General features: G+C 73.7%; 13 protein-coding genes. 7 read left to right on the top strand and 6 right to left on the bottom strand.

Translation table 11 applies throughout. The annotated features are described in order from the left end of the window. Positions 1 to 175 precede the first annotated feature (175 nt). Positions 176 to 1174, top strand: coding sequence for a phosphotransferase (locus K2224_RS31525; RefSeq protein WP_221912064.1), 999 nt, complete (start codon positions 176 to 178; stop codon positions 1172 to 1174). Positions 1175 to 1286: 112 nt separating this feature from the next. Here the strand turns inward: K2224_RS31525 and K2224_RS31530 are convergent, their stop codons facing one another. Both K2224_RS31530 and def read right to left on the bottom strand, forming a co-directional pair. Beyond that, a complete protein-coding gene (locus K2224_RS31530; protein ID WP_221910596.1) occupies positions 1287 to 1940 on the bottom strand; it encodes a DUF4360 domain-containing protein in 654 nt (217 codons plus the stop codon). Positions 1941 to 2206: 266 nt separating this feature from the next. Continuing rightward, on the bottom strand, positions 2207 to 2944 hold the full coding sequence (gene def, locus K2224_RS31535; protein WP_260693588.1) for a peptide deformylase: 738 nt from the start codon (positions 2942 to 2944) through the stop codon (positions 2207 to 2209). A 63-nt stretch (positions 2945 to 3007) separates the two neighbouring features. Here def and K2224_RS31540 point away from each other — a divergent pair, with 63 nt between their 5' ends. Together K2224_RS31540 and K2224_RS31545 are read left to right on the top strand one after the other, a co-directional pair. Next, on the top strand, positions 3008 to 3634 hold the full coding sequence (locus K2224_RS31540) for an ArsR family transcriptional regulator (protein WP_260693589.1): 627 nt from the start codon (positions 3008 to 3010) through the stop codon (positions 3632 to 3634). Positions 3635 to 3761: 127 nt separating this feature from the next. Next, positions 3762 to 5423 carry a peptide-N4-asparagine amidase gene (locus K2224_RS31545; protein ID WP_221910597.1) on the top strand — a complete coding sequence of 554 codons (1662 nt, stop codon included), beginning with the start codon at positions 3762 to 3764 and terminating at the stop codon, positions 5421 to 5423. Here the strand turns inward: K2224_RS31545 and K2224_RS31550 are convergent. Further along, on the bottom strand, positions 5374 to 6117 hold the full coding sequence (locus tag K2224_RS31550; RefSeq protein WP_221910598.1) for a TioE family transcriptional regulator: 744 nt from the start codon (positions 6115 to 6117) through the stop codon (positions 5374 to 5376). The two genes, K2224_RS31545 and K2224_RS31550, sit on opposite strands and share 50 nt — an antisense overlap. Before the next feature lie 68 nt (positions 6118 to 6185). Here K2224_RS31550 and K2224_RS31555 point away from each other — a divergent pair, with 68 nt between their 5' ends. From K2224_RS31555 to K2224_RS31565, 3 genes are all read left to right on the top strand, one after another. Further along, a complete protein-coding gene (locus K2224_RS31555) occupies positions 6186 to 9737 on the top strand; it encodes a right-handed parallel beta-helix repeat-containing protein (RefSeq protein ID WP_221910599.1) in 3552 nt (1183 codons plus the stop codon). Next, positions 9734 to 14584, top strand: a complete 4851-nt coding sequence (locus K2224_RS31560) for a CHAT domain-containing protein (RefSeq protein ID WP_221910600.1) — start codon at positions 9734 to 9736, stop codon at positions 14582 to 14584. Before K2224_RS31555 ends, K2224_RS31560 begins: the two co-directional genes overlap by 4 nt. A gap of 92 nt (positions 14585 to 14676) precedes the next feature. Continuing rightward, on the top strand, positions 14677 to 15339 hold the full coding sequence (locus K2224_RS31565) for a GNAT family N-acetyltransferase (protein ID WP_313904811.1): 663 nt from the start codon (positions 14677 to 14679) through the stop codon (positions 15337 to 15339). Positions 15340 to 15396: 57 nt separating this feature from the next. On the opposite strand, the gene K2224_RS31570 is transcribed toward K2224_RS31565, so the two are convergent. The 3 genes from K2224_RS31570 to K2224_RS31580 form a co-directional block, all read right to left on the bottom strand. Continuing rightward, on the bottom strand, positions 15397 to 16188 hold the full coding sequence (locus K2224_RS31570; protein WP_221910601.1) for a DUF6338 family protein: 792 nt from the start codon (positions 16186 to 16188) through the stop codon (positions 15397 to 15399). Positions 16189 to 16399: 211 nt separating this feature from the next. Continuing rightward, a complete protein-coding gene (locus K2224_RS31575; protein WP_221910602.1) occupies positions 16400 to 17599 on the bottom strand; it encodes an acyltransferase family protein in 1200 nt (399 codons plus the stop codon). A 26-nt stretch (positions 17600 to 17625) separates the two neighbouring features. Then, positions 17626 to 18300, bottom strand: a complete 675-nt coding sequence (locus tag K2224_RS31580) for a TetR/AcrR family transcriptional regulator (protein ID WP_221910603.1) — start codon at positions 18298 to 18300, stop codon at positions 17626 to 17628. A gap of 141 nt (positions 18301 to 18441) precedes the next feature. Here K2224_RS31580 and K2224_RS31585 point away from each other — a divergent pair, with 141 nt between their 5' ends. Then, entirely contained in the window at positions 18442 to 19077 is a 636-nt protein-coding gene (locus tag K2224_RS31585) for a GNAT family N-acetyltransferase (RefSeq protein ID WP_260693591.1), read from the top strand. Positions 19078 to 19091 lie beyond the last annotated feature (14 nt).

The raw sequence follows: 19091 nt of genomic DNA on the forward strand, positions 1-19091 counted from the left end.
AGTTGAGGGATGGGTGGGGTCGGCATGGTGCGCACGCGTCCGTGACGGTGAAATGCGGTGGTGACGGGTGGGGCGGGTGTGCTGCGATGGTGGTGTGCGGGATGACAAGGCAGCCGAGAAGACACCCGGCAGGGCGGCCGACAGGGTGGCCGGCCGGTCAGCTGACGGGGCGATGATGGTGGATCGCGGTCGATATCCGACGGCAGTCACGCCATGGGAGAGCCTGGCGTGGCGGGATGCCGCCCTGGGATGGGTGCGGCAGGCGCTCGACGCCCGTGGTCTGCGGATGGTGGCCGAGGGGGCCGTGCGGGTGCGGCTGCGGCCGTGGTCGGTTCTGATGCGGTTGCCGGTCGCGGGGCGGGGCGATGTCTGGTTCAAGGCCAACCCGCCGGCCAGCGCCTTCGAGGCGGCGCTGACCGAGGCACTGGCCCGCTGGGCGCCCGGTCAGGTACTGGAGCCCCTCGCCGTCGAGGCCGGGCGGGGCTGGGCGCTGCTGCCCGACGGCGGGGAGCTGTTCCGGGACGTCCTCGACCACGGCCCCGCCGACCCGCGCGCCTGGGAGCAGCCGCTCGCCCAGTACGCCGACCTGCAACGCGCACTCGTCCCGCACACCGCGCACCTGGAACGCCTGGGCGTCCCCGGTGCCCGTACGGCCCAACTCCCGGACATCTTCGACCGGATCGTGGCGGGCAGCACCGCACTGTCCGCGGACGACCGCAGCAGACTGGGGGCGCTGCGGCCGCGCCTGGCGGACTGGTGCACGGAGCTGGTCGGACTGGGGATCGCGGACTCACTCGACCATGCCGACCTGCACGACGGCCAGCTGTTCGCCCCGCGGGCCGGCCGCTTCACCTTCTTCGACTGGGGCGACGCCACCGTCTCCCATCCCTTCTGCAGCTTCCGGGTCCCGGCCGCGGCGGCCCGCGAACGCTACGGCCCGGACGTCCTCCCGCGGCTACGCGACGCGTACCTCGAACCCTGGACGGGCGACGGGCGGACGACGCCCGAACTGCGGCGGGCGCTGCGTCTGGCCTGGCGGCTCGGCGCACTCGGCCGCGCCCATTCCTGGGGACGGCTGTTTCCCCCACCAGCCGGCGCGCCCGACGCCACGGCCACGGGAGCCGCCGAGAGCGCTGCCTGGCTGCGGGAACTCTTCACCGAACCCGCCGTGTGAGGGGCGGGGCGCAGGGCGGGACGGACGGATGCCGACCGGTGGCGGCCCGGTGCGCAGGGCCCGTACGCCGCCGCGTACGGGCCCGGGCCGGTCGGCTGGTTCTCGCCTACGGCTACCTACGCGCGGGGCACTCCTTCCACGCGAAGTGGTACAGGGTGTTGATGCTGCCGTCGGTGGAGTCCATGGCCATGTAGCTGGTGGCCGTGGGGGCGGCCGAGGAACCGTCCACCCTCAGTTCGGTGTTGATGTTGAAGTAGCGCTCCTCTCCGCAGGGTGCGTAGACCAGCTGGTCGACGTCGGTCTCGTCCGAGCTCTGCCAGTTGTCGTTGTAGGGCCCGGCGTAGGCGTGGCTCTTGCGGGCCGTCTGCTGCTGGCCCTGGAAGTAGTAGTTCGCCTGCTCCAGGCCCTTGGCGCCGGGCGCCAGGGAAGCGTAACCGCGGTAGTCGGCCCGCGCGATGGCGTAGGTGAAGCCCTGCGGCACGTGCACGTTGAGGGCGATCTGGCAGTTCTTGCGGGCGTCGGTGGGCTTGCTGGCGCCGCCTGCCTGGGCGAGGTACTCGCTGTAGGTGACGGTGAAGGCGGTGTTGTCGGGGGCGACGGCCACGGCGGCGCTGCCGGGTCTGCAGCCCGAACCGTTGACCGTGGCGACGTCTATGGTGATCTGTCCGGACGGCGGGTCGTCGCCGAACCGGGCCGGTGTGGTGGGGGATGCCGATCCGAGGAGCAAGGCTGCCGCTGCGGCACCAGCACTGAGCGTGCTGAGCATGGGCTCGTCCTTCCGGTCGTCCTGGACCCGCGGGTGCGGGCACATCAGGGGTGGGTGACGAGCGCATGCCAGCACGGGGATCTCGGCTTGAACAGCTGTGCATCCGAGGATTGGGGCGAATCTACGCCTTGATTCGGACGTTTGGGCCGCGCCGCCGAGCCGGGTCGACCAGCCGCGCTTCCGTGCGGGGCCACAGGCGCGTCCCCCAACCCTCCGCGCCGGGGCCCGTGGCGGAACAGCCACGGCGGCGCCGGTGACGAATGCCGTCACGAAAGCGCTCTCTGCTTGCTTTCCCGTCGTGCGAAGACGTCCTCGCGGCGGTCGTCCATCTGCCGGAGTGCCTCCTTGCGGTCGCGCTTGGCGAGCCGGTCGAGGTAGAGGTGACCGTCGAGGTGGTCGGTCTCGTGCTGCAGACACCGCGCGAAGTAGCCCGTCCCCTCGATGGTCAGGGGCTTGCCGTCCTTGTCGAAGCCGCGCACGACGGCCCGGTCGGTGCGCGGGACCTCCATGGTCGCACCGGGGACCGACAGGCATCCCTCGAAGTCGTCGATCAAGTGGCGGTGCCCCGGGTCGGGGAGCGTGAGCACGGGGTTGGCGATGTGGCCGACATGTCTGATTCCGCGGTCGTCCGGGCAGTCGTAGACGAACAGTCGGAGGTCGATGCCGACCTGGTTCGCGGCGAGGCCGGCGCCGTCGGCGATGTGCATGGTCAGGAACAAGTCGTCGACCAGCGCGGAGAGTTCGGGGGTGCCGAACTCGGTCACCTCGCGGCACGGACGGCTCAAAACCTCCTCGCCCACCTCCGTGATCCGGCGCACCGCCCCGCGTCGGGCCTCCGGCGGCAGGGCGGGGAAGGAATCGACCGGCTCGCCCTGGACGCGGACTCGCCGGTCCCCGGGACCGGGCTGTGACCGGCCACGGCGACGTGGCTGTTCGTCGTGGGTCGGCAGCACGATGTGGTGTGTCTGCTCGTCGGGTTGCGGCCGGTCGTTCCGATGCGACATCGGTGTCTCCCCCTGGGAACATGGGACTTGCACGGCTCTTTGCAAAGTAGCAGACTTTGCAAAGTGACCGAAGAAGACCTCACCCTCCCGGCCGGCCAGCCCTCCCGCACCGGTGAGGAGTTGCCCGAGCACGAGGTCCGCACGGCCCTGCTGGCACTGCTCGCCGACGTGGGCACGGTCACGGCGACCGAGGCCGCCGCCCGGCTGGGCTACAGTTCCGGGCTCTGCTCGTTCCATCTGCGGCAGCTCGCCCGCCACGGCCGTATCGAAGGGGCCCCGCACCACGGCGGTGGCCGGGCACGTCCCTGGCGCCTGCGGCAGTCGGATCCGGTGGCCGGGCCTGCGACGGAGGACTTCGGTGACCTCGCCCACGGCCTGGAGGACGAGAGTTGGCAGCGCTGGCTCGAACAGCGGGGCCAGGCACCCGCGGCCTGGCGCCGCGACGAGGCGTTCAGTGCCGTCGCCTATCTGACGCCGGACGAAATGAGCCGGGTGGCCGCCGCCATCCGTAAGGCCCTGGCACCCTACCGCGACCGCGAACAGCGGCCGTTGGCCCGTCCCGACGGTGCCCGGCCGGTGGCGCTGATCAGCCGTCTGTTTCCGCTGCTCCCGCATCCGCAGGCGCAGTCACACCCGCACCCGCCTCGCGATCCGGACCCCGAGCAGGGAGACGGTGACGGTGTCCGATAGGGCGGGTCCGACGGGGCGCGGCCGGGGCGGCCGTTGAGCGAGGTGCCGAGCGGCGCTTCGCCTCGCGTGGTGGATCGGCCAACGGGGCACTGGTGCGCGGCGGTGCGAGACGGTTCACTCCTGTCCCATGAGACGACTGCTTGTTGCGCTGTGCGCCGCCGTCACCGGTCTGGTGCTGGGTGTGGGCCCGGCGGCGGCCGCGGCGCCGCCCGGTGAGTTCGGCACCCACTGGCACGACCCGGTCACCGCGGGCCCGCCGGTGTCCGTTCCGGACACGCCCTCCTGCCAAGTGACGCTCGCCGACACCGAGTTCCGGGACTACACGCCGTACAAGGGGACCTACACACCACCCGCGAAGTGCGGCCACCGGTGGAACAAGGTCGTCCTCCGGCTGGAAGGGGCCGTCGCCGGGCGGCAGTTCGACCGGCTCGGCTATCTGCACATCGGCGGGGTGGAGGTGCTGCGCACCTCGACACCCGAGCCCTCGCCCCAGGGCATCACCTGGAAGGTGGAGAAGGACGTCACACGGTACGCGTCCGTGCTGCGCGCACGGCAGCCCGTCGAGATGCTGATCGGCAACACCGTCGACAGCACCTACACCGGCGCCATCAAGGTCAAGGCGACACTGACCTTCTATACGGCCCGCGGCCCGGTGAAGGAGGCCGCAACCCCCGACAAGGTCCTCACCCTGGACGGCGCCCGCACCGAGGGCGGGGTGTACGCGGGGCGGCTGACCGCTCCGCGCAACAGTGAACGCATCGTCGCCGAGGTGTACGCGACCGGCTCCGGCGGCGGCTGCGAGGAGTTCTGGTATCTGACGGTTCCGGACACCGCGCCCTACTCCTGCAAGGCCAGGAACGGCCCGTACCGCGAGGTTCAGGTGACCGTGGACGGCAAGCTCGCCGGAATAGCCGCTCCCTACCCGACCGTGTGGACAGGCGGTTGGTCCAACCCCTTCCTCTGGTACGTCATTCCCGGACCGCGGGCGTTCGACGTCCGTCCGGTGGAGTACGACCTCACCCCCTTCGCCGGGCTGCTGAACGACGGGCGTCCGCATCGGGTGGCGGTGTCGGTCGCCGGGTTGCCGGCGGGGCAGGAGGGGTGGAGCACCCCCACCAACATCCTGGTCTGGCAGGACGCCAAGGCGGCGCGGGTGACCGGCGGGCTGCTCACGAGCCGGGCGGGCGAGCCGGTCGACCGGACCAGCTACGAGCCGGGCGACGAGCGTCGTCTGACGGCCGAGGGCAGGCACTCCCTGACGACCGCCGGTTACCTCGACACCTCGCACGGTCGGGTCACCACGACCGTCAGTCGGAGTCTCGCCGCGGACTTCGCGCACCGTTGGAACGCGGACGAGTCGACGGACGCCCTCCAGGCGCGTTGGTACGACGACGAGACGGTGGCCGTGCACGGGCGGGGACCGGCGACCCTCGCCCGGGCCCACCGCGTATACACCATGGACGGTGCGACCGTCGTGGGCGCGGGCAACCGCCTGCGCACGACGATGGCCATGGGCGACCGCGCCGACACTGCCACCCTGCAGGCCGGCCGCCGCATCGACTGGGCGCGGCTGGACGACACTTACCGTGGTGACGCCGCCTACAACCAGAACGTGCCCCGCGAGGAGCGGCACGCCACCGGCACCTCCCGCGAGCGCTACCGCCTCGCCGGGCCGGGCGTCTGCTACGACCGGACGTTGGCCACGGCGCAAGGGGAGTTGACCGAGGACCGGACGCTGCCTAGCGCGGGCGTGCGGTGCGGTCTTCGCGCACAGCCAGATACGCGCTGAGCCGACCGGCGGCGTCGAGCATGGCGACGCCCCGAGCGGTGAGCCTGCGCTGCCAGTCCTCCAGGGCGTCGGACAGGGTGTCGGTGCCGCCCGCCGAGCGGACCTGGCGGACCACGGTGGCGACGTGGGCCAGCGGATAGCCCCCGCGCCGGAGGAGGTGGGCGAGCTCGGCGTCGCGGACGTCGCTCGGGCGGAAGACCCGGTAGCCGGTGACCGGTTCGCGCTCCGGGGCCAGGATGCCGGCGGCCTCCCACTTGCGGAGGGTCGCCGGGGTGACCTGGAGCCGGCGTGCGACATCGCCGACGGTGCGGGGCGCGGTGCCCGCGGGCGGCCCGGCAGCGGTTTCGGGACCGGTGGTACGGAAGGCCGTCAGGTGGCCGACGGCCTTCCGTACCGCGTCGAGGGTGTCGCGGTCGCGGAGCAACTGGTGGTGGCCGCGGTCGACGATCACCAGGGCGTCGTCGAGGGCGTCCCGGTGCAGCGCCCGCATGATCCGGCCGGCGGCCGCGTGTCCGTGGGCCGGGACGAGCGAGAGGAAGGCGCGGAGTGCGGCCGCGTGGACTTCGGTGTAGATCCGATAGCCGCTGGGCGTACGCTCGGCGGGTGGGAGGAACCCGTCCCGCTCGTAGTTGCGGACCGCCTGGGTCGAGATGCCGTGTTCGCGAGCGAGGTCGGTAGGGCGCAAGGTGATCACCGGTCGGGGACTCTACCGCACGACCGGGCAGCGGAAGTCGGCGGCAGGTTCGACTCGACGGGGGCGTGATGGCACGGACGGCGGATGCGGGGAGTGCGGGCGCGGCCGGCACGGAGGCCGGGCGGGTGCGGGTCGGGAAGGCGAGCGCCGACCGTGCCGTCGGGGTGATCCTGCTGCTCCCCTCGGTGGGGGCGGGGGTTGCCTGCGGTCAACTGGCCTTCGGTGCCGAGCAGTTGGCGTGGCGGCTGTACGGTCTGGGTGCCGTGGTGGTCTGGGCGGTGGTCGTACTGCGGTCGGGGTGGCGGCTGTGCGAGCCGGTGGCCCTGACGGTGTCGGGGGAGGGGCTCGAACTCCGGGGCGGCGGGCGGCGGTTGTCCCTTCCCTGGCAGGAGGTCGCGGGGCTGTGTCTGGTGCCTGTCCCGCGTACACCGCCTACGGAGGCGGCGACCGGTTTCCAGGGGCTGCTGCTCGTCCGGACGCTCGCGGGGTGTCCGCGGGGCCTGACGGGGTGGGGTTCGCTCCGGTGGTCGGTGGCCTGGCAGGGCGTCGTGCTCGACCTGCGGCGGCTGGAACTCAAGCGCGAGCGCCTCGACGAGCTGATCGGGCCGCATGCGCGGGAACGGTGGTACGGCGCGGTCCGGCTGCCCCTCGACCCGGACGGCGGTGTGACGGTACCGGGCGGTCTGCTGACGTGGCGCGGGCTCGTCCTGCTGCGCCTGCGGCCGGTGCTCGCCGTGGCGGGGGTCGCCGCCCTCGTGGCGCAGACCGCCGGTCATCGGCTGGGCTTCCTGCCGGTCGTCGGCACCTTGGGCGGATGGATCGTGCTCGTCGTGGCGGGTGGGTCGCGACTGGCCGGGCTGCTGTCGTGGGATTGCCGGCTCCGGGTGGAACGGCGCGGGCTGCGGCTGAGCGTGGCCGGCGCCGAGCGGGTGCTGCCGCGCGGCACGGTCCGGACCGCGGAGGTCGGCAAGGGCGCGGGCGACGGAAAGCGGGATGTGGTCCTCTTGCGGCTCGCGGCCGGCGTCGAGCCGCCCGTGCCGCTGCCGCACCGGCCCGTCCCGTACCGGGCGGCGGAGCGCACCGCCGAGCTGGTGCCCGTCCGCTCGGCGCACCGCGGTCACCGCCACGGACTCGCCGTCTTTCCCGGGCAGTTGACCGATGTGCTGGACCTCCTCGGATACGCCGAGCCGCCGCCCGAGGCGGAGGTGCCGACGACGGGAGAGGCCGTGACGCTGCGGGTGTCCGCCGAGGACGGGGCGGAGCACCGCACCGTCGCCTCGGCGTTGGCAGCGGCACCGCAGGGGCGCCCGTTACGGGTCCTGATCGAGCCCGGCCGCTACGACGAGAGCCTCGCGCTTTCCGGGACGGTCGAGCTGTGCGCGGCGCAGGGGCCGGACACCGTGGTGATCGAGGGCCCGGACGAGGTGACCGTCGAGTGCACCGGCCACGTCGCGCTCGTCGGCCTGCGGCTCGTCAACCGCTCCTCGGCCGCCGTGCGGACCGCCGGCCGAGGCCGTGTCACCCTGCGGCGGTGCGTGGTCGAGGGCCTGGGGGAGTTCGCCGTCCGGGCGGTGCGGGACACCCAGGTGAACGTGGACGACTGCGAGGTGCGGGTGGGCCGCACCGAGCTGGCCGGCGCGCGCGGCACCCTGCGCGGCAGCCGGTTCGTCGCCGCCAAGGGAGACGCGATCGTGGTCAACGACGGTGCCGAGGCCGACATCATCGGCTGCACGGTCACCGAGAGCCGCGGCCACGGCATCCAGGTCTCCGGCGCCACGGCCCGTATCGAGGACTGCGAACTGCGTCGCGTCGGCAGCGCCTCCCTCGCCGCCGGCGACCACGCCGAGGTCCACATCCTCCGCTGCCGGGTGCACGAGGCCCACCGGACCGGCATCTCGTACCACGACCAGGCCCGCGGCACCGTACGCGACAGCTCCGTCCACGGCGCCCGGGACGGCCTCTACATCGCACGCGGCGCCGACCCCGTCGTCCGCGGCTGCCGCTTCGACCACTGCCGCAACACCGGCGTCAACATCCAGGAACAAGGGCTCGGCCGGCTGGAGGAGTGCCGGATCGAGGCCGCGGAGGACACCGGCGTCAGCATCCTGACCGGCGGGGCGCCCCAGCTGCACGCCTGCCGGATCATCCGGGGCCGCAACGGCGTCGTGGTGAACGACTCCCGCGGCTCCTTCACCGACCTGGCGGTCAGCGGCCAGACCTCCAACGCCATGGTGGTGCGGGACGGAGCGTCCGTGCAGCTGCGCGGTGTGCGCCTGGAGGACTGCGACAGCGGACTGTTCGCCCGGGGCAACGGCGTCACCGTAGAGGTCGCCGACGCCACGGTGACCGACCTGTCCAGCTCGGGCATCGCCCTCCAGGACGGCGCCCGGGTCACCGTCGAGCGGGCCACCATCGAGCGGACCCGCCTGTTCGGCTTCAACTGCCGCGACGACAGCCACCTGGTGGCCCGCGAGTGCACGGTCGTCGAGCCCGGCGAGGCGGGCCTCCTCACCGTCGGCAGCGCCACCGTCGTCGCCGACCTGCTCACCGTCGTCCGCTCGGCCGGCTGCGGCATCCTCGCCCGCGACAACAGCCGGCTGACCGTCACCCACGCCCGGGTGCGGGACGGCGAGAGCGACGGCATCCGCCTCGACCCGCAGGCGGTCGGGCGCTTCGAGGACTGCGAGATCACCGGGTTCAAGGGAGAGGCCGTCGCCGGCAACGACCGCGTGGTGCTGATCGACGTCCGTACCGGAGCCACCGCCGAGGACGCCCGGCAGCCGGAGGCCGGACCGCTCGCCGAACTCCAGAGCATGATCGGCCTCGGCGCCGTCAAACAGCAGGTCACCGTGCAGACCGACCTGATCCGACTGGCACGCTGGCGCGCGGAGGCCGAACTCCCGGCCCCGCCCATGGCCCACCACCTGGTCTTCTCCGGCCCGCCCGGCACCGGGAAGACCAGCGTCGCCCGGCTCTACGGGCAGATCCTCGCCGCCCTGGGAGCCCTGAAGAAGGGGCATCTGATCGAGGTCGCCCGCGGTGACCTCGTCGGCGAGTACCTCGGACACACCGCCCAGAAGACCCAGCGGGTCTTCGACCGGGCCCGCGGCGGCGTGCTCTTCATCGACGAGGCGTACAGCCTGGCCCGCCGGTTCGGCGCCGGGACCGACCTCGGACAGGAGGCCATCGACGTGCTCACCAAGCTGATGGAGGACCACCGCGACGACGTCGTGGTGATCGCCGCCGGCTACACCGAGGAGATGCGCACCTTCCTGGAATCCAACCCCGGTCTGCGCTCCCGCTTCTCGCGGGTGCTGGAGTTCGGCGCCTACGAGCCCGCCGAACTCACCGAGATCGTCCAGCTACAGGCCGCCCGGCACGCCTACCTGCTGGCCTCCGACGTCGGCCCGCTGCTCACCGAGCGTTTCGAACGCCGGCGCCTGCGGGGCGACGCCGCCAACGCCCGGGACGCCCGCACCCTCCTCGAAGGCATGGTCGAGCGGCAGGCCGCCCGCCTCGCCGACCGCACGGCACCCACCCGGGACGAACTCCGCCTGCTGCTGCCGCAGGACGTGCCCGACACCGGAGCGGCCGGCCCCGGCGGAAGGACGACGCCATGACGGACGCCACCGCCGCGGAAGAGGCGGCCCGCCGCATCCTGGCGCAGGTCGAGCGGGCGGACGCCGACCCCGGCACCCTGCGGTGGTTCCTCGGCCCGGAGGCCGCCGAGGCCGCCGACGCGGTCCGCGCCGAGGCCGTACTGCCCGACGGCCGGGTACGCACCCTGGCGGTGTACACCCTCGCCTTCGCCGACTGGTGCCGCTACCTCGCCGGCGACGCCCAGGACCGCGCGGCGCTGGGCTCCGCCGTGCTGTCCTTCGCCGCACTCGGCGACCCCGACCATGTGCCACCCGCCCTGCACCCGCTCCTCGACACCCTCGCCGGCCGGCGGGCTGGAGCCGCCACCGACCCCGTCCTGGCCTACGAGGCCGGCGTCGGCGCGTCGATGGTGTACCAACAGGGGCGCCACCCCGGCGCACTGGGCGCCGCCGAGCAGCTGCTGCGGCACGCCGCCGCCGGCTTCCCCGCCGGCAGCGCCGAACACGGCACCTGCCTGTCCGACCTCGGACTCGTCCTCGTCAACACCTTCCGCGACGGCGCGGGAGCGGCGACGCTCACCGAAGGCATCGAGACCAACCGCGCCGCCGTCGCCGCGCACCCCGCCGATCAGGGCGAACAGGCCCGCAGACACGGCAACTTGGGCTTCGCCCTGCGCATCAGGGCCGCCGCGGACCAGGACCCGGCCGCCGCCCGGGAGAGCGTGACGGTGCTGCGCACGGCCGTGCGGCTCTGCTCCCCGGACGACCCGAACCGCCCGCTGTTCCGCGCCTCGCTCGGCTCCGCACTGACCGTCGCCGCCTCCACCCTCGACGACCCCGCCCTGCTGCCCGAGGCGATCGGCCTGCTGCGCCAGGCGGTCTCCGGGCCGACCCCGGCCCCGCAGCCCGCCGCCGTCCTGTCCGACCTGGGCATGGCGCTCGTCATGCGCGCCATGGACGACGGCGACGACCCCGCCCTCTACGACGAGGGCATCGAACTCTGCCGCCGCGCCGCCTACCTCGCGCCCAACCCCGTCGAGCGCACCGTCTACCTCACCAACCTCGGCCTGTTCCTCCAGGGCCGCGCCCTGCGCACCGACCGCGCCGACGCCCTGGCCGACGCCCACACCGCCGCCCGCGACGCCGTCGAGGGCGCACCGCCCGGCCACCCGGTGCACGCCCGGGCATGCCTCGTCCTCGCCGGAGTGCTGCGCTCCCGCAACGTGACCAACGGCCGGCTCGCCGACCTGGACGAAGCCGCCGCCCTCGCCCGGCAGGCGTTCGGGGCCACGCCGGCCGGGGACCGTCGCCAACGCGTCGCCCGCGGCACGGAGTTCGCCGATCTGCTGCGGCTGCGCGCGCTCGCGGCCGGCGACCCCGGCGCGCTCGCCGAGCCGATCGCACTGCTCCGCGGCCTCGCACGGGACATCCCGGAGCGCTCGGCGGAGCGGGCCGAGGTACTGCTCCAGCTAGCCCGCTGCCTGACCGCCGCCGGCGGCAACGGCGGCGCCGTCGAGGCCGTGGCACCCACCGCGGGCCGCGGCGCCGGCTCCGCCGACGCGGACGAGGCCATCGACTGCTTCCGCGCCTGCCTGACGCTGCCGCAGCCCACCGGGACCTTCGAGGCCACCGTGCGGTTCGCCCTCGGCGCCGCCCTCGCCGGCCGTGCCACCCCCGACGACGCGGCCGCCTGGCGGGAGGCGGCCGAGGAGATGCGCCGCGGCATCGCCCTGCTCCCACCGCGCGACCTGCGCCGCTCGGAGTACCTGTCCGACTTCGGCAGCAGCCACCTACGACGAGCCGTCGCCACCGGCACCACCCGTCTCTACGAGGAAGGCGTCCGCCTGCTGCGCGAGGCGCTGGCCTGTGCGCCGGGCACCGACAGCTCCGAGAAGGCGGTGCGCCACTCGAACCTCGGCGCCGCCCTGGCGACGTTCGGCCGGCGCACCGGCGACGTCGACCTGCTCGCCGAGGCGGTCCGAGCCCACCGCGCCGCCGTCGCCCTCACCCCGCCGGACGACCACTTCCGCGTCCACCGCCTCGGCAACCTCGGCGACGCCCTGCAGCACCTGGCGGAAGTCCGCTCGGACCGGAACCTGCTGACGGAGGCCGTCGAGGTGCTGCGCGAGGCGGTGACCGACGCCGGTCCGGACACCCCCAGCCGGGCCGACGCACTCACCCGCCTCGGCCACGCCCTCCGCTCCCTCACCCGCTTCACCGGCGACCCCGAACCGCTCCGGGAGGCCGTCCAGCGGCACCGCGAAGCCTGTGCCGCATCGCCCGGACCGCCCGCCCCGCGCGCTCTCCTCGGTCTCGCGAACGGCCTGATGGAGCAGTACAGCCACCACCGCGACGAGCAGATCCGCGAAGCGGCGCTGGAGCACTACGCCGCCGCCCTCGCCGCCACCCCGGCATCGTCCGACGAACGCTTCCTGGTCCTCACCAGCCTCGGCTACGCCGCCTGGGGCCGCGCCGCCACCACCGGCGACGAGACGCTCATGGACACCGCCGTCGAGCGGCTCCGCGAGGCCGCCGCCACCGTGCCCGCCGGCCACGCCGGCGCCGGCAACGTCCTGACCAACCTCGGCGTCGCCCTGCTCCAACGCGCCCAGATCACCGGCGACCGCACCTGGCAGGCCGAGGGCGTGGCCGTGCTGCGCCGCGCCGTGGACGAGGGCCCGCCGGACGCCTTCGACCGGGCCGGGCTCCTCAACAACCTCGCCGAGGCGCTGCGCGGCTGGTACGACATCACCGGCGACCCGGCCGCCGCCGACGAGGCCGCCGCCCTGCTGCGCACCGCGTTGGCGCGCGAGCACGGCGAGCGGCTCGGCCCCCAGTTCGCCGCGCTCAACCTCGGCCTGCTGCTCCAGAGCCGCGCCTTCACCGAGGAGGAGACCAGCGGCCCCCTGGCCGCCGAGGCCCGGCGGGCCCTGGAGGACGCGGTGGCCGGCCTCGGTGAGAACCACCCCTGGCGCCCCTTCGCCCTGACCAACCTGGCCGGCGCCCACCTGACCGCCGCACAACTCGCCGACGACACTCCCGATCCCGCGGTGGCGCACGGACTCCACCGCGCGGTCACCGCCGCCCGGGAAGCCCTCGCCGGCACCACCGACGGCCACCCCGACCAGGCCCGCGCCGAGTGGATCCTGGCCGCCGCCCAGGTACGCCGCGCCCTCCTCGGCGAACCCGTCGACCTGGTGGCGGCGGCCCGCCTGGCACGCCGTTCCGCGCAGAACCCGGCCTCCCCCCTCACCACCCGCCTGCTGGCCGCCCGTGCCTGGGGCGAGGCCGCCGCACACGCCGGCTGGGACGCCGGCGCCCTGGCGGGCTACTCCTACGCCGTCGAGCTGCTGCCGCGCCTCGCCCCGCGCAGCCTCGCCCGCACCGACCAGGAAGAACGCCTGCGCGCGAGCAACGGCCTGGCCGGCGACGCCGCGGCGTTCGCCCTGCGCGCCGGCGACCCCGGCCGGGCCCTGGCACTGCTGGAACAGGGGCGCGGCGTGCTGCTCGCCCAGGGCCTGGAGAACCGCGCCGACGCCTCACGGCTGCGCACCGTCGCCCCCGCCCTCGCGGCCGAGTTCGAAGAACTCCGCGAGCGGCTGAGCGCCGCGCCCGCGCGCGCTCCGGTGATGCTCGACTCCGCCGGCGCCGCCCCGCAGAACGCCGGGCAGAGCGCCGGACTCGACGCCCAGGCCCGGCACGCCCTGGCCCGCCGCTGGGACGAACTCCTCGCAGAAATTCGGGAGTTACCCGGCTTCGGGGACTTCCTCCGCCCGCCCGCGACACCCCACTTGCTCACCGCCGCCGAGGGACCCGTCGTCGTCCTCAACGTCAGCGCCTACCGCTCCGACGCCCTGTTGCTGACCGACGCGGGCATCGAGGTGCTCCCGCTGCCCGACCTCACCCCCGCCGCCGTGGTGGCGCGGGCGGCGGCGTTCGTCGAGAGCGTCGACGAGGCGTACGGCGAGCACGGCGTACCGCGCGCGGTCGCCGCGATGCGCACCCTCGGCGACATCCTGCACTGGCTGTGGGACGCGGTCGCAAAACCCGTCCTCGACCGGCTCGGCCTGCGGACCGTCCCGTGCGACGGCGAACCCTGGCCCCGGGTGTGGTGGTGCCCCACCGGCTGGCTGTCCTTCCTGCCGCTGCACGCCGCAGGACACGGCGACCCGGGTTCCGGCACCTGGGTCCTCGACCGGGCCGTCTCCTCCTACACGCCCACCGTGCGCGCCCTGCTCCAGGCACGCGCCCGCCGGGACCGCGCCCCCCGTCCGCAACCGGCCCCGCTGGTCGTCGCACTCTCCGAAACCCCCGGCGGCACGCCCCTGCCGGGCGCCTCCGACGAGGCGGCGCTGCTGGCCGAACTCTTCCCCGGCGGACGGTTCCTGACCGGCGACGCCGCCACCGTCGCCGCCGTGGGCCGGGCCCTGGCCGAGCACCCCTGGGTGCACTTCAGCTGCCACGGCGTCAGCGACCTGCTCAACCCCTCGGACAGCGGACTGATCCTCCACGACGGCCGGCTCACCGCCTTCCAGGTCGCCGCCCAGCGCCCGAGCGGCCCGGAGCTGGCCGTGCTGTCCGCCTGCTCCACCTCGCAGGGCGGCATCACCCTGCCCGACGAGGCGGTGCAACTGGCGTCCTCCTTCCAACTCGCCGGCTACCCGCATGTGATCGGCACCCTGTGGACCGTCTCCGACAAGCTGGCGACCCGCCTCACGGGGGAGTTCTACACCGCCCTCGCCGACGACCTCGCCCACCACCGCCCCCTCGACCCGGCGCTGGCCCTGCACCGGCCCCTGCGCTCGCTCCGCGACCGTTACGCCCGGGCACCGCACCTGTGGGCGGCCCACATCCACACCGGTGCCTGAAGGGCGGACCGGCGAGGGACGAGTCGCTTGGGGTGAGCGGCCGCGGCGAAATCCTGTTGCCTACGAGGGAGGCCGCCGACCATCCTCCGGACATGCACCCCGACAGCCAGCCGGCAACGCACCCCGGCACACGCCCCGATACACACCCCGACACGCACTTCCCCCGGCCCGTGATCGACCTCGGTGACGTGACACTGCGGCGTTTCCAAGCCGAGGCGGACCAAGGGGAGTTCCTCCGGGCCGTCGAGGAGGCGCGGGACCACCTCCTCCCCTGGATGCCCTGGGCCGCGGACCGGAGCCCGTCCAGAACCATCGAGTTCCTCGACAGCCGGGACCAACTCTGGGCCGAGGGCAAGGACTTCACCTACGCGATCGTGCTGAACGGGTCGATCGTCGGCTCCTGCGGACTGTTCCGGCGCGACGACACCCCGCCCGACGGCCGTGAGATCGGCTACTGGCTGCACCCCGCCGCCACCGGCCGCGGTGTGGCGACCAGGGCCGCCCGCGCCCTGGCCGCGGAGGCGTTCCGGCTGCCCGGCGTCGAGTGGGTCGAGATCGTCCACGACCCGGCCAACCACGCCAGCGGCGCCATCCCGGCCCGCCTCGGCTTCACCGTCCGCTGCCGCCGCCCCGCCGCACGCATCGCCCCGGCCGAGACCGGCGAGGAACAGATCTGGCGCCTCACCCGCAGCCAGGCACCCCGGGCCCACGCCACCCCACCGGACGGCGACACGACGACCCACGACAGGGCCTAGGACGCCTCCGGCGCCCCGCCGCCCGGCCCGGCGCGTCCTCACCCCTCGCCGTCGGCCTCACACGCCGCCGTCCCCGACGGGCCCTGCGGCACCTCCTCGGGCTCCGTCAGGTCGTCCGTGGGCCGGTAGGTCCTGCGCGCCGAGAACTCCCCGACCAGGTCCTCCAGTTCCTCCTCCGCCCCGCTCCGGTCCGTCATCGCCCTCTCCTTCCGTCACGCCTGCTGCTGCCGCCGGCGGCAGCAGGACCTCCAGGACGTCCACGTCGGCCGCCCGCAGATACACCCCCGCCGTGCCGGGAACCCGCCCCAGGAACCTGCCGTCCGGCCCCATGCGGTACTGCGCCTGTAGATAGAGGTCGGCCGGCTGCGGATACGCGGAGGCCGCCGACCGCGAACCGAGCCAACCTCCCACCCACAGCCCGCTCTTGAGCCGCACCCGCACGAAGCAGGACCCGCGGTCGCGGAAGAGGGCGTCCCAGGCGGTCGGCGTGGGGTCGTACCGTGCGGACGCGCGCCGCCGGTGCCAGGCGTGCTCCGTCCAGGCAACGGCGGACGGCACCGCGACGACCAGCAACAGCGCGGCCGCGCCCGCACGTTGGGGATGCCGCAGCACCCCGGTGAGCGGTCCGTGCCCGCCCCCGGCCAGCAGGTCGACCAGCCACGGCCCGGCCACCACGGCGTACCCGGCGTCCAGCAGCGCACCCGCGGCGATGGCGCGCACCAGGCGGTTCTGCGGCTCCTGCTCGGCGGCCGAACTGCCCTCCAACCGCTCCCGCACCGCCTGGTAGAACACGCCCGGCAGCACGAGCACCAACAGGATCGTCAGCTGCGCCACCGTCCCCGGAACCATCGAACCCCCACCTCGGCACCTTCACCCGACGAGCCCAGCATGACGCACACCGCGCACCGCCGCCACGGCGGGCCCGTGCTCGCGACGGTCGCGCTCGCCGCCTGCGCCGGGGCGCAGCCACATAGTTGGCGAAGCGTCAATGCAACGTGCGACGGCGCGGGTCGGACCAGGCGTGGTCCTCCCGCAGCCGCCGTACGTCGTCGTCCCGTCCCTACAGCACCCGGTCGGCCCGTGGCAGGCGGCGGACGGCGTAGGCCACGGTCCAGCACAGCGGCAGTGCCAGCGCGCCGACGAGGGCGAACTTGACTGCGGCCGGGGCGTGCAGCCAGCGGAAGGCCAGGCCCAGTCCGACCAGTACCGGTGCGTGCAGGAGGTAGACCGCGAAGGCGTGCCGCGAGAGGAAGGCGGCCTTCGGGCCCTGGTGGTTGAGGCGTTCACGGAAGAGCACGGTCAGACCCACGACGATGCTCACCGCGAACGTCGACTCCCAGGTGGCCGCGGCCAGGGACTGCCAGGTGCCGTTTCCGTCGACCGTTCCGCTCGCCGCCGTGGTCAGGATCGGCAGGTAGGCCAGCGTCGCGACGCCCGCGACCACGAAGCCCAGCCGTCCCGTCCGGCGGGAGAGGGTCTGTGCCCAGCCGCGGCGGTGGGCGAGGACGCCCAGCACGAAGAAGCTGGCGTACTGCGGCAGGAAGCTGGGGGTGGGCAGTCCGAGCACCGGGACGTACACGTCGCTCGGGACGAGGATGCGCCAGGCGTAGGTGGCGAGGGCCAGGCAGACGGTGAAGACGATGATGCTGCGCGGGCGCAGCGGTCGCTGCGGCTGCGGCGTCGGTCGGGAAGGCGCCGCCTCGACGGGCGCGGCCTGTGTGCGGCGCGCGGCACGGAACCGGACGAGGGCGTAGACCAGGGCGAACGCCAGCAGCACTTCCACGAACCACAGCGGGCCCGGGTCCCAACTCGCCAGGTAGTAGAACCAGTAGGGGAGTGCCTGGCCGCGTTCCGCCATGGTCGACTTGAGCTGGAGGTAGGCGTCGATGCCGGAGAGGGGGCGGAGGACGAGCAGGAAGGCGAGCAGCGGGATGCCCAGTCGCCTCAGACGGTCCCGGAGGAACGGGCCGGGGCCCTTGCGGTCGTAGGACGGCGGCGTGAAGTAGCCGGCGATCATGAAGAAGAAGCCCATGAAGAACGCCTGGTTGATCATGACGAAGGCGTCCAGGAGCAGCCCGCTGCCGTCCTTGGCGGGCTCGGTGTAGTACCAGAGCGGGATGTCGCCGTAGGTGACGGCCGTGTGGTGCAGCACGACCAGCACCGTCAGGGTTATGCGCAGGTTGTCGACATAGTGCAGGCGCGGGCGCCCGGGCCCGGCGGTGTCGGCGGGCGCCGTTGTGCGCCCGAGGTCGTGTGCCATGGAAGTTCCCCCGTTTTCGGTGTGGTTCAGGAATCGGCGCGCTGGTCGGCCCGGGTGGCCTGCCAGAAGAGATCGGTGATCTCACGGGCGTGCGCCATGAGGTCGTGCTCGGGGTGGACGCTCCAGTACGCGAACATGTTGTCGATCGCGGCCTGGAGGCTGACGGCCATCACCCGCACGTCGAACGGACGGAGTTCCCCGCTCTCCTGGCCCGCGCGGAAGATGCCCTCCGCGTGGGCGTAGATCGGCTCGCTGGAGGCGATCCCGTAGCGGAGGTCGCCGTCCTCGGAGCGGAAGTGCGTGAAGATCTCGCCGAGCGCGGCGAGTTGGGCCCGGTGTTCGGCCATGTACTCGGCGAGCGAGCCGATGTAGACGCGCAGCCAGACGTCCGTACCGGACTCTCCCGCGAGGCGGGACGCGACGAAGGTGCCGAGCGCGTCGTAGACCTGCTCGACGGCCCGCTCGATCAACTCGTTCTTGCCGGCGAAGTGATACGAGATCACGCCCTTGCTGATGCCCGCCCGTTCGGCGATCTGGGCCATCGAAGCCTTCGCGAACCCCCGTTCCGCAATGACCTCGATGGCAGCTTCGATGATCTGGGCCCGGCGCACCTTCTCGATGAGGGAGCGTTCTGGCTCCGATGCCTTCCGTCCGCCGCTCCCGCTGCCGTGCTGGCCGCCTGGCCCACTTTCTGACCGCATGGCCAAAAATTTAGCCGGTCGGCCAAGCTATGTCCAGGTGACGACCGGGCGAGGTCGGAGGCCGGGGGCGATCACGCCAACTCGGGCTCCATGGGCGGGAGGTGGCGTGGTGCGTCGGAGCGGGTGTGGCACGATGCCGTGATGAAGTCCAGTTCGCTCCGGCCGGCCACCGCGCCGGTCGCTGAGCCAGTCACCGTGCCGGGCGCCGTACCGGCCGTCGTGCCCGCCGGTCGCATGGCCCGAAACGCCCAGCCGGTGCTCGACCTGCCCGATGGAGGGGAACTGCGCCCCTGGCGCCGCTCCGACGCCGAGGTCCTGCTGACTGCCGCCCAGGACCCGGAGATTCGCCACTGGAACCGCCTTCTGGTGGCGACGACCGAGGAGGCCCACCAGCGCATCGAGCGAATGCACCAGCGGTGGCAGGCCGAGCAGAGCGCGATCTGGGCGATCGCCCGGCCGGACGGTGCGGCCGTGGGGCTGATCGGCTGGGGCGATATCGACCTCGGGGGCGGCAGCGCCGAGATCCTCTACTGGATTCTGCCCGCCGCCCGCGGCGGCGGGGTCGTCGTCGAGGCCACCCGGCGCGTGAGCCGGTGGGCACTGGACGACCTGGGGCTGCATCGGCTGCGGCTGTGCCACTCGGTGGCCAATCCCGCGTCCTGCCGGGTCGCGGTCAAGGCCGGCTACACCCTCGAAGGCACCATGCGCAGCGCCCTGTTGCACGCGGACGGCTGGCACGACGAGCATCTGCACGCGCTCGTACAGGGAGATATCTGATCCAGGGCGACATC

This window comes from Streptomyces sp. BHT-5-2 (assembly GCF_019774615.1).
Taxonomy (GTDB): domain Bacteria; phylum Actinomycetota; class Actinomycetes; order Streptomycetales; family Streptomycetaceae; genus Streptomyces.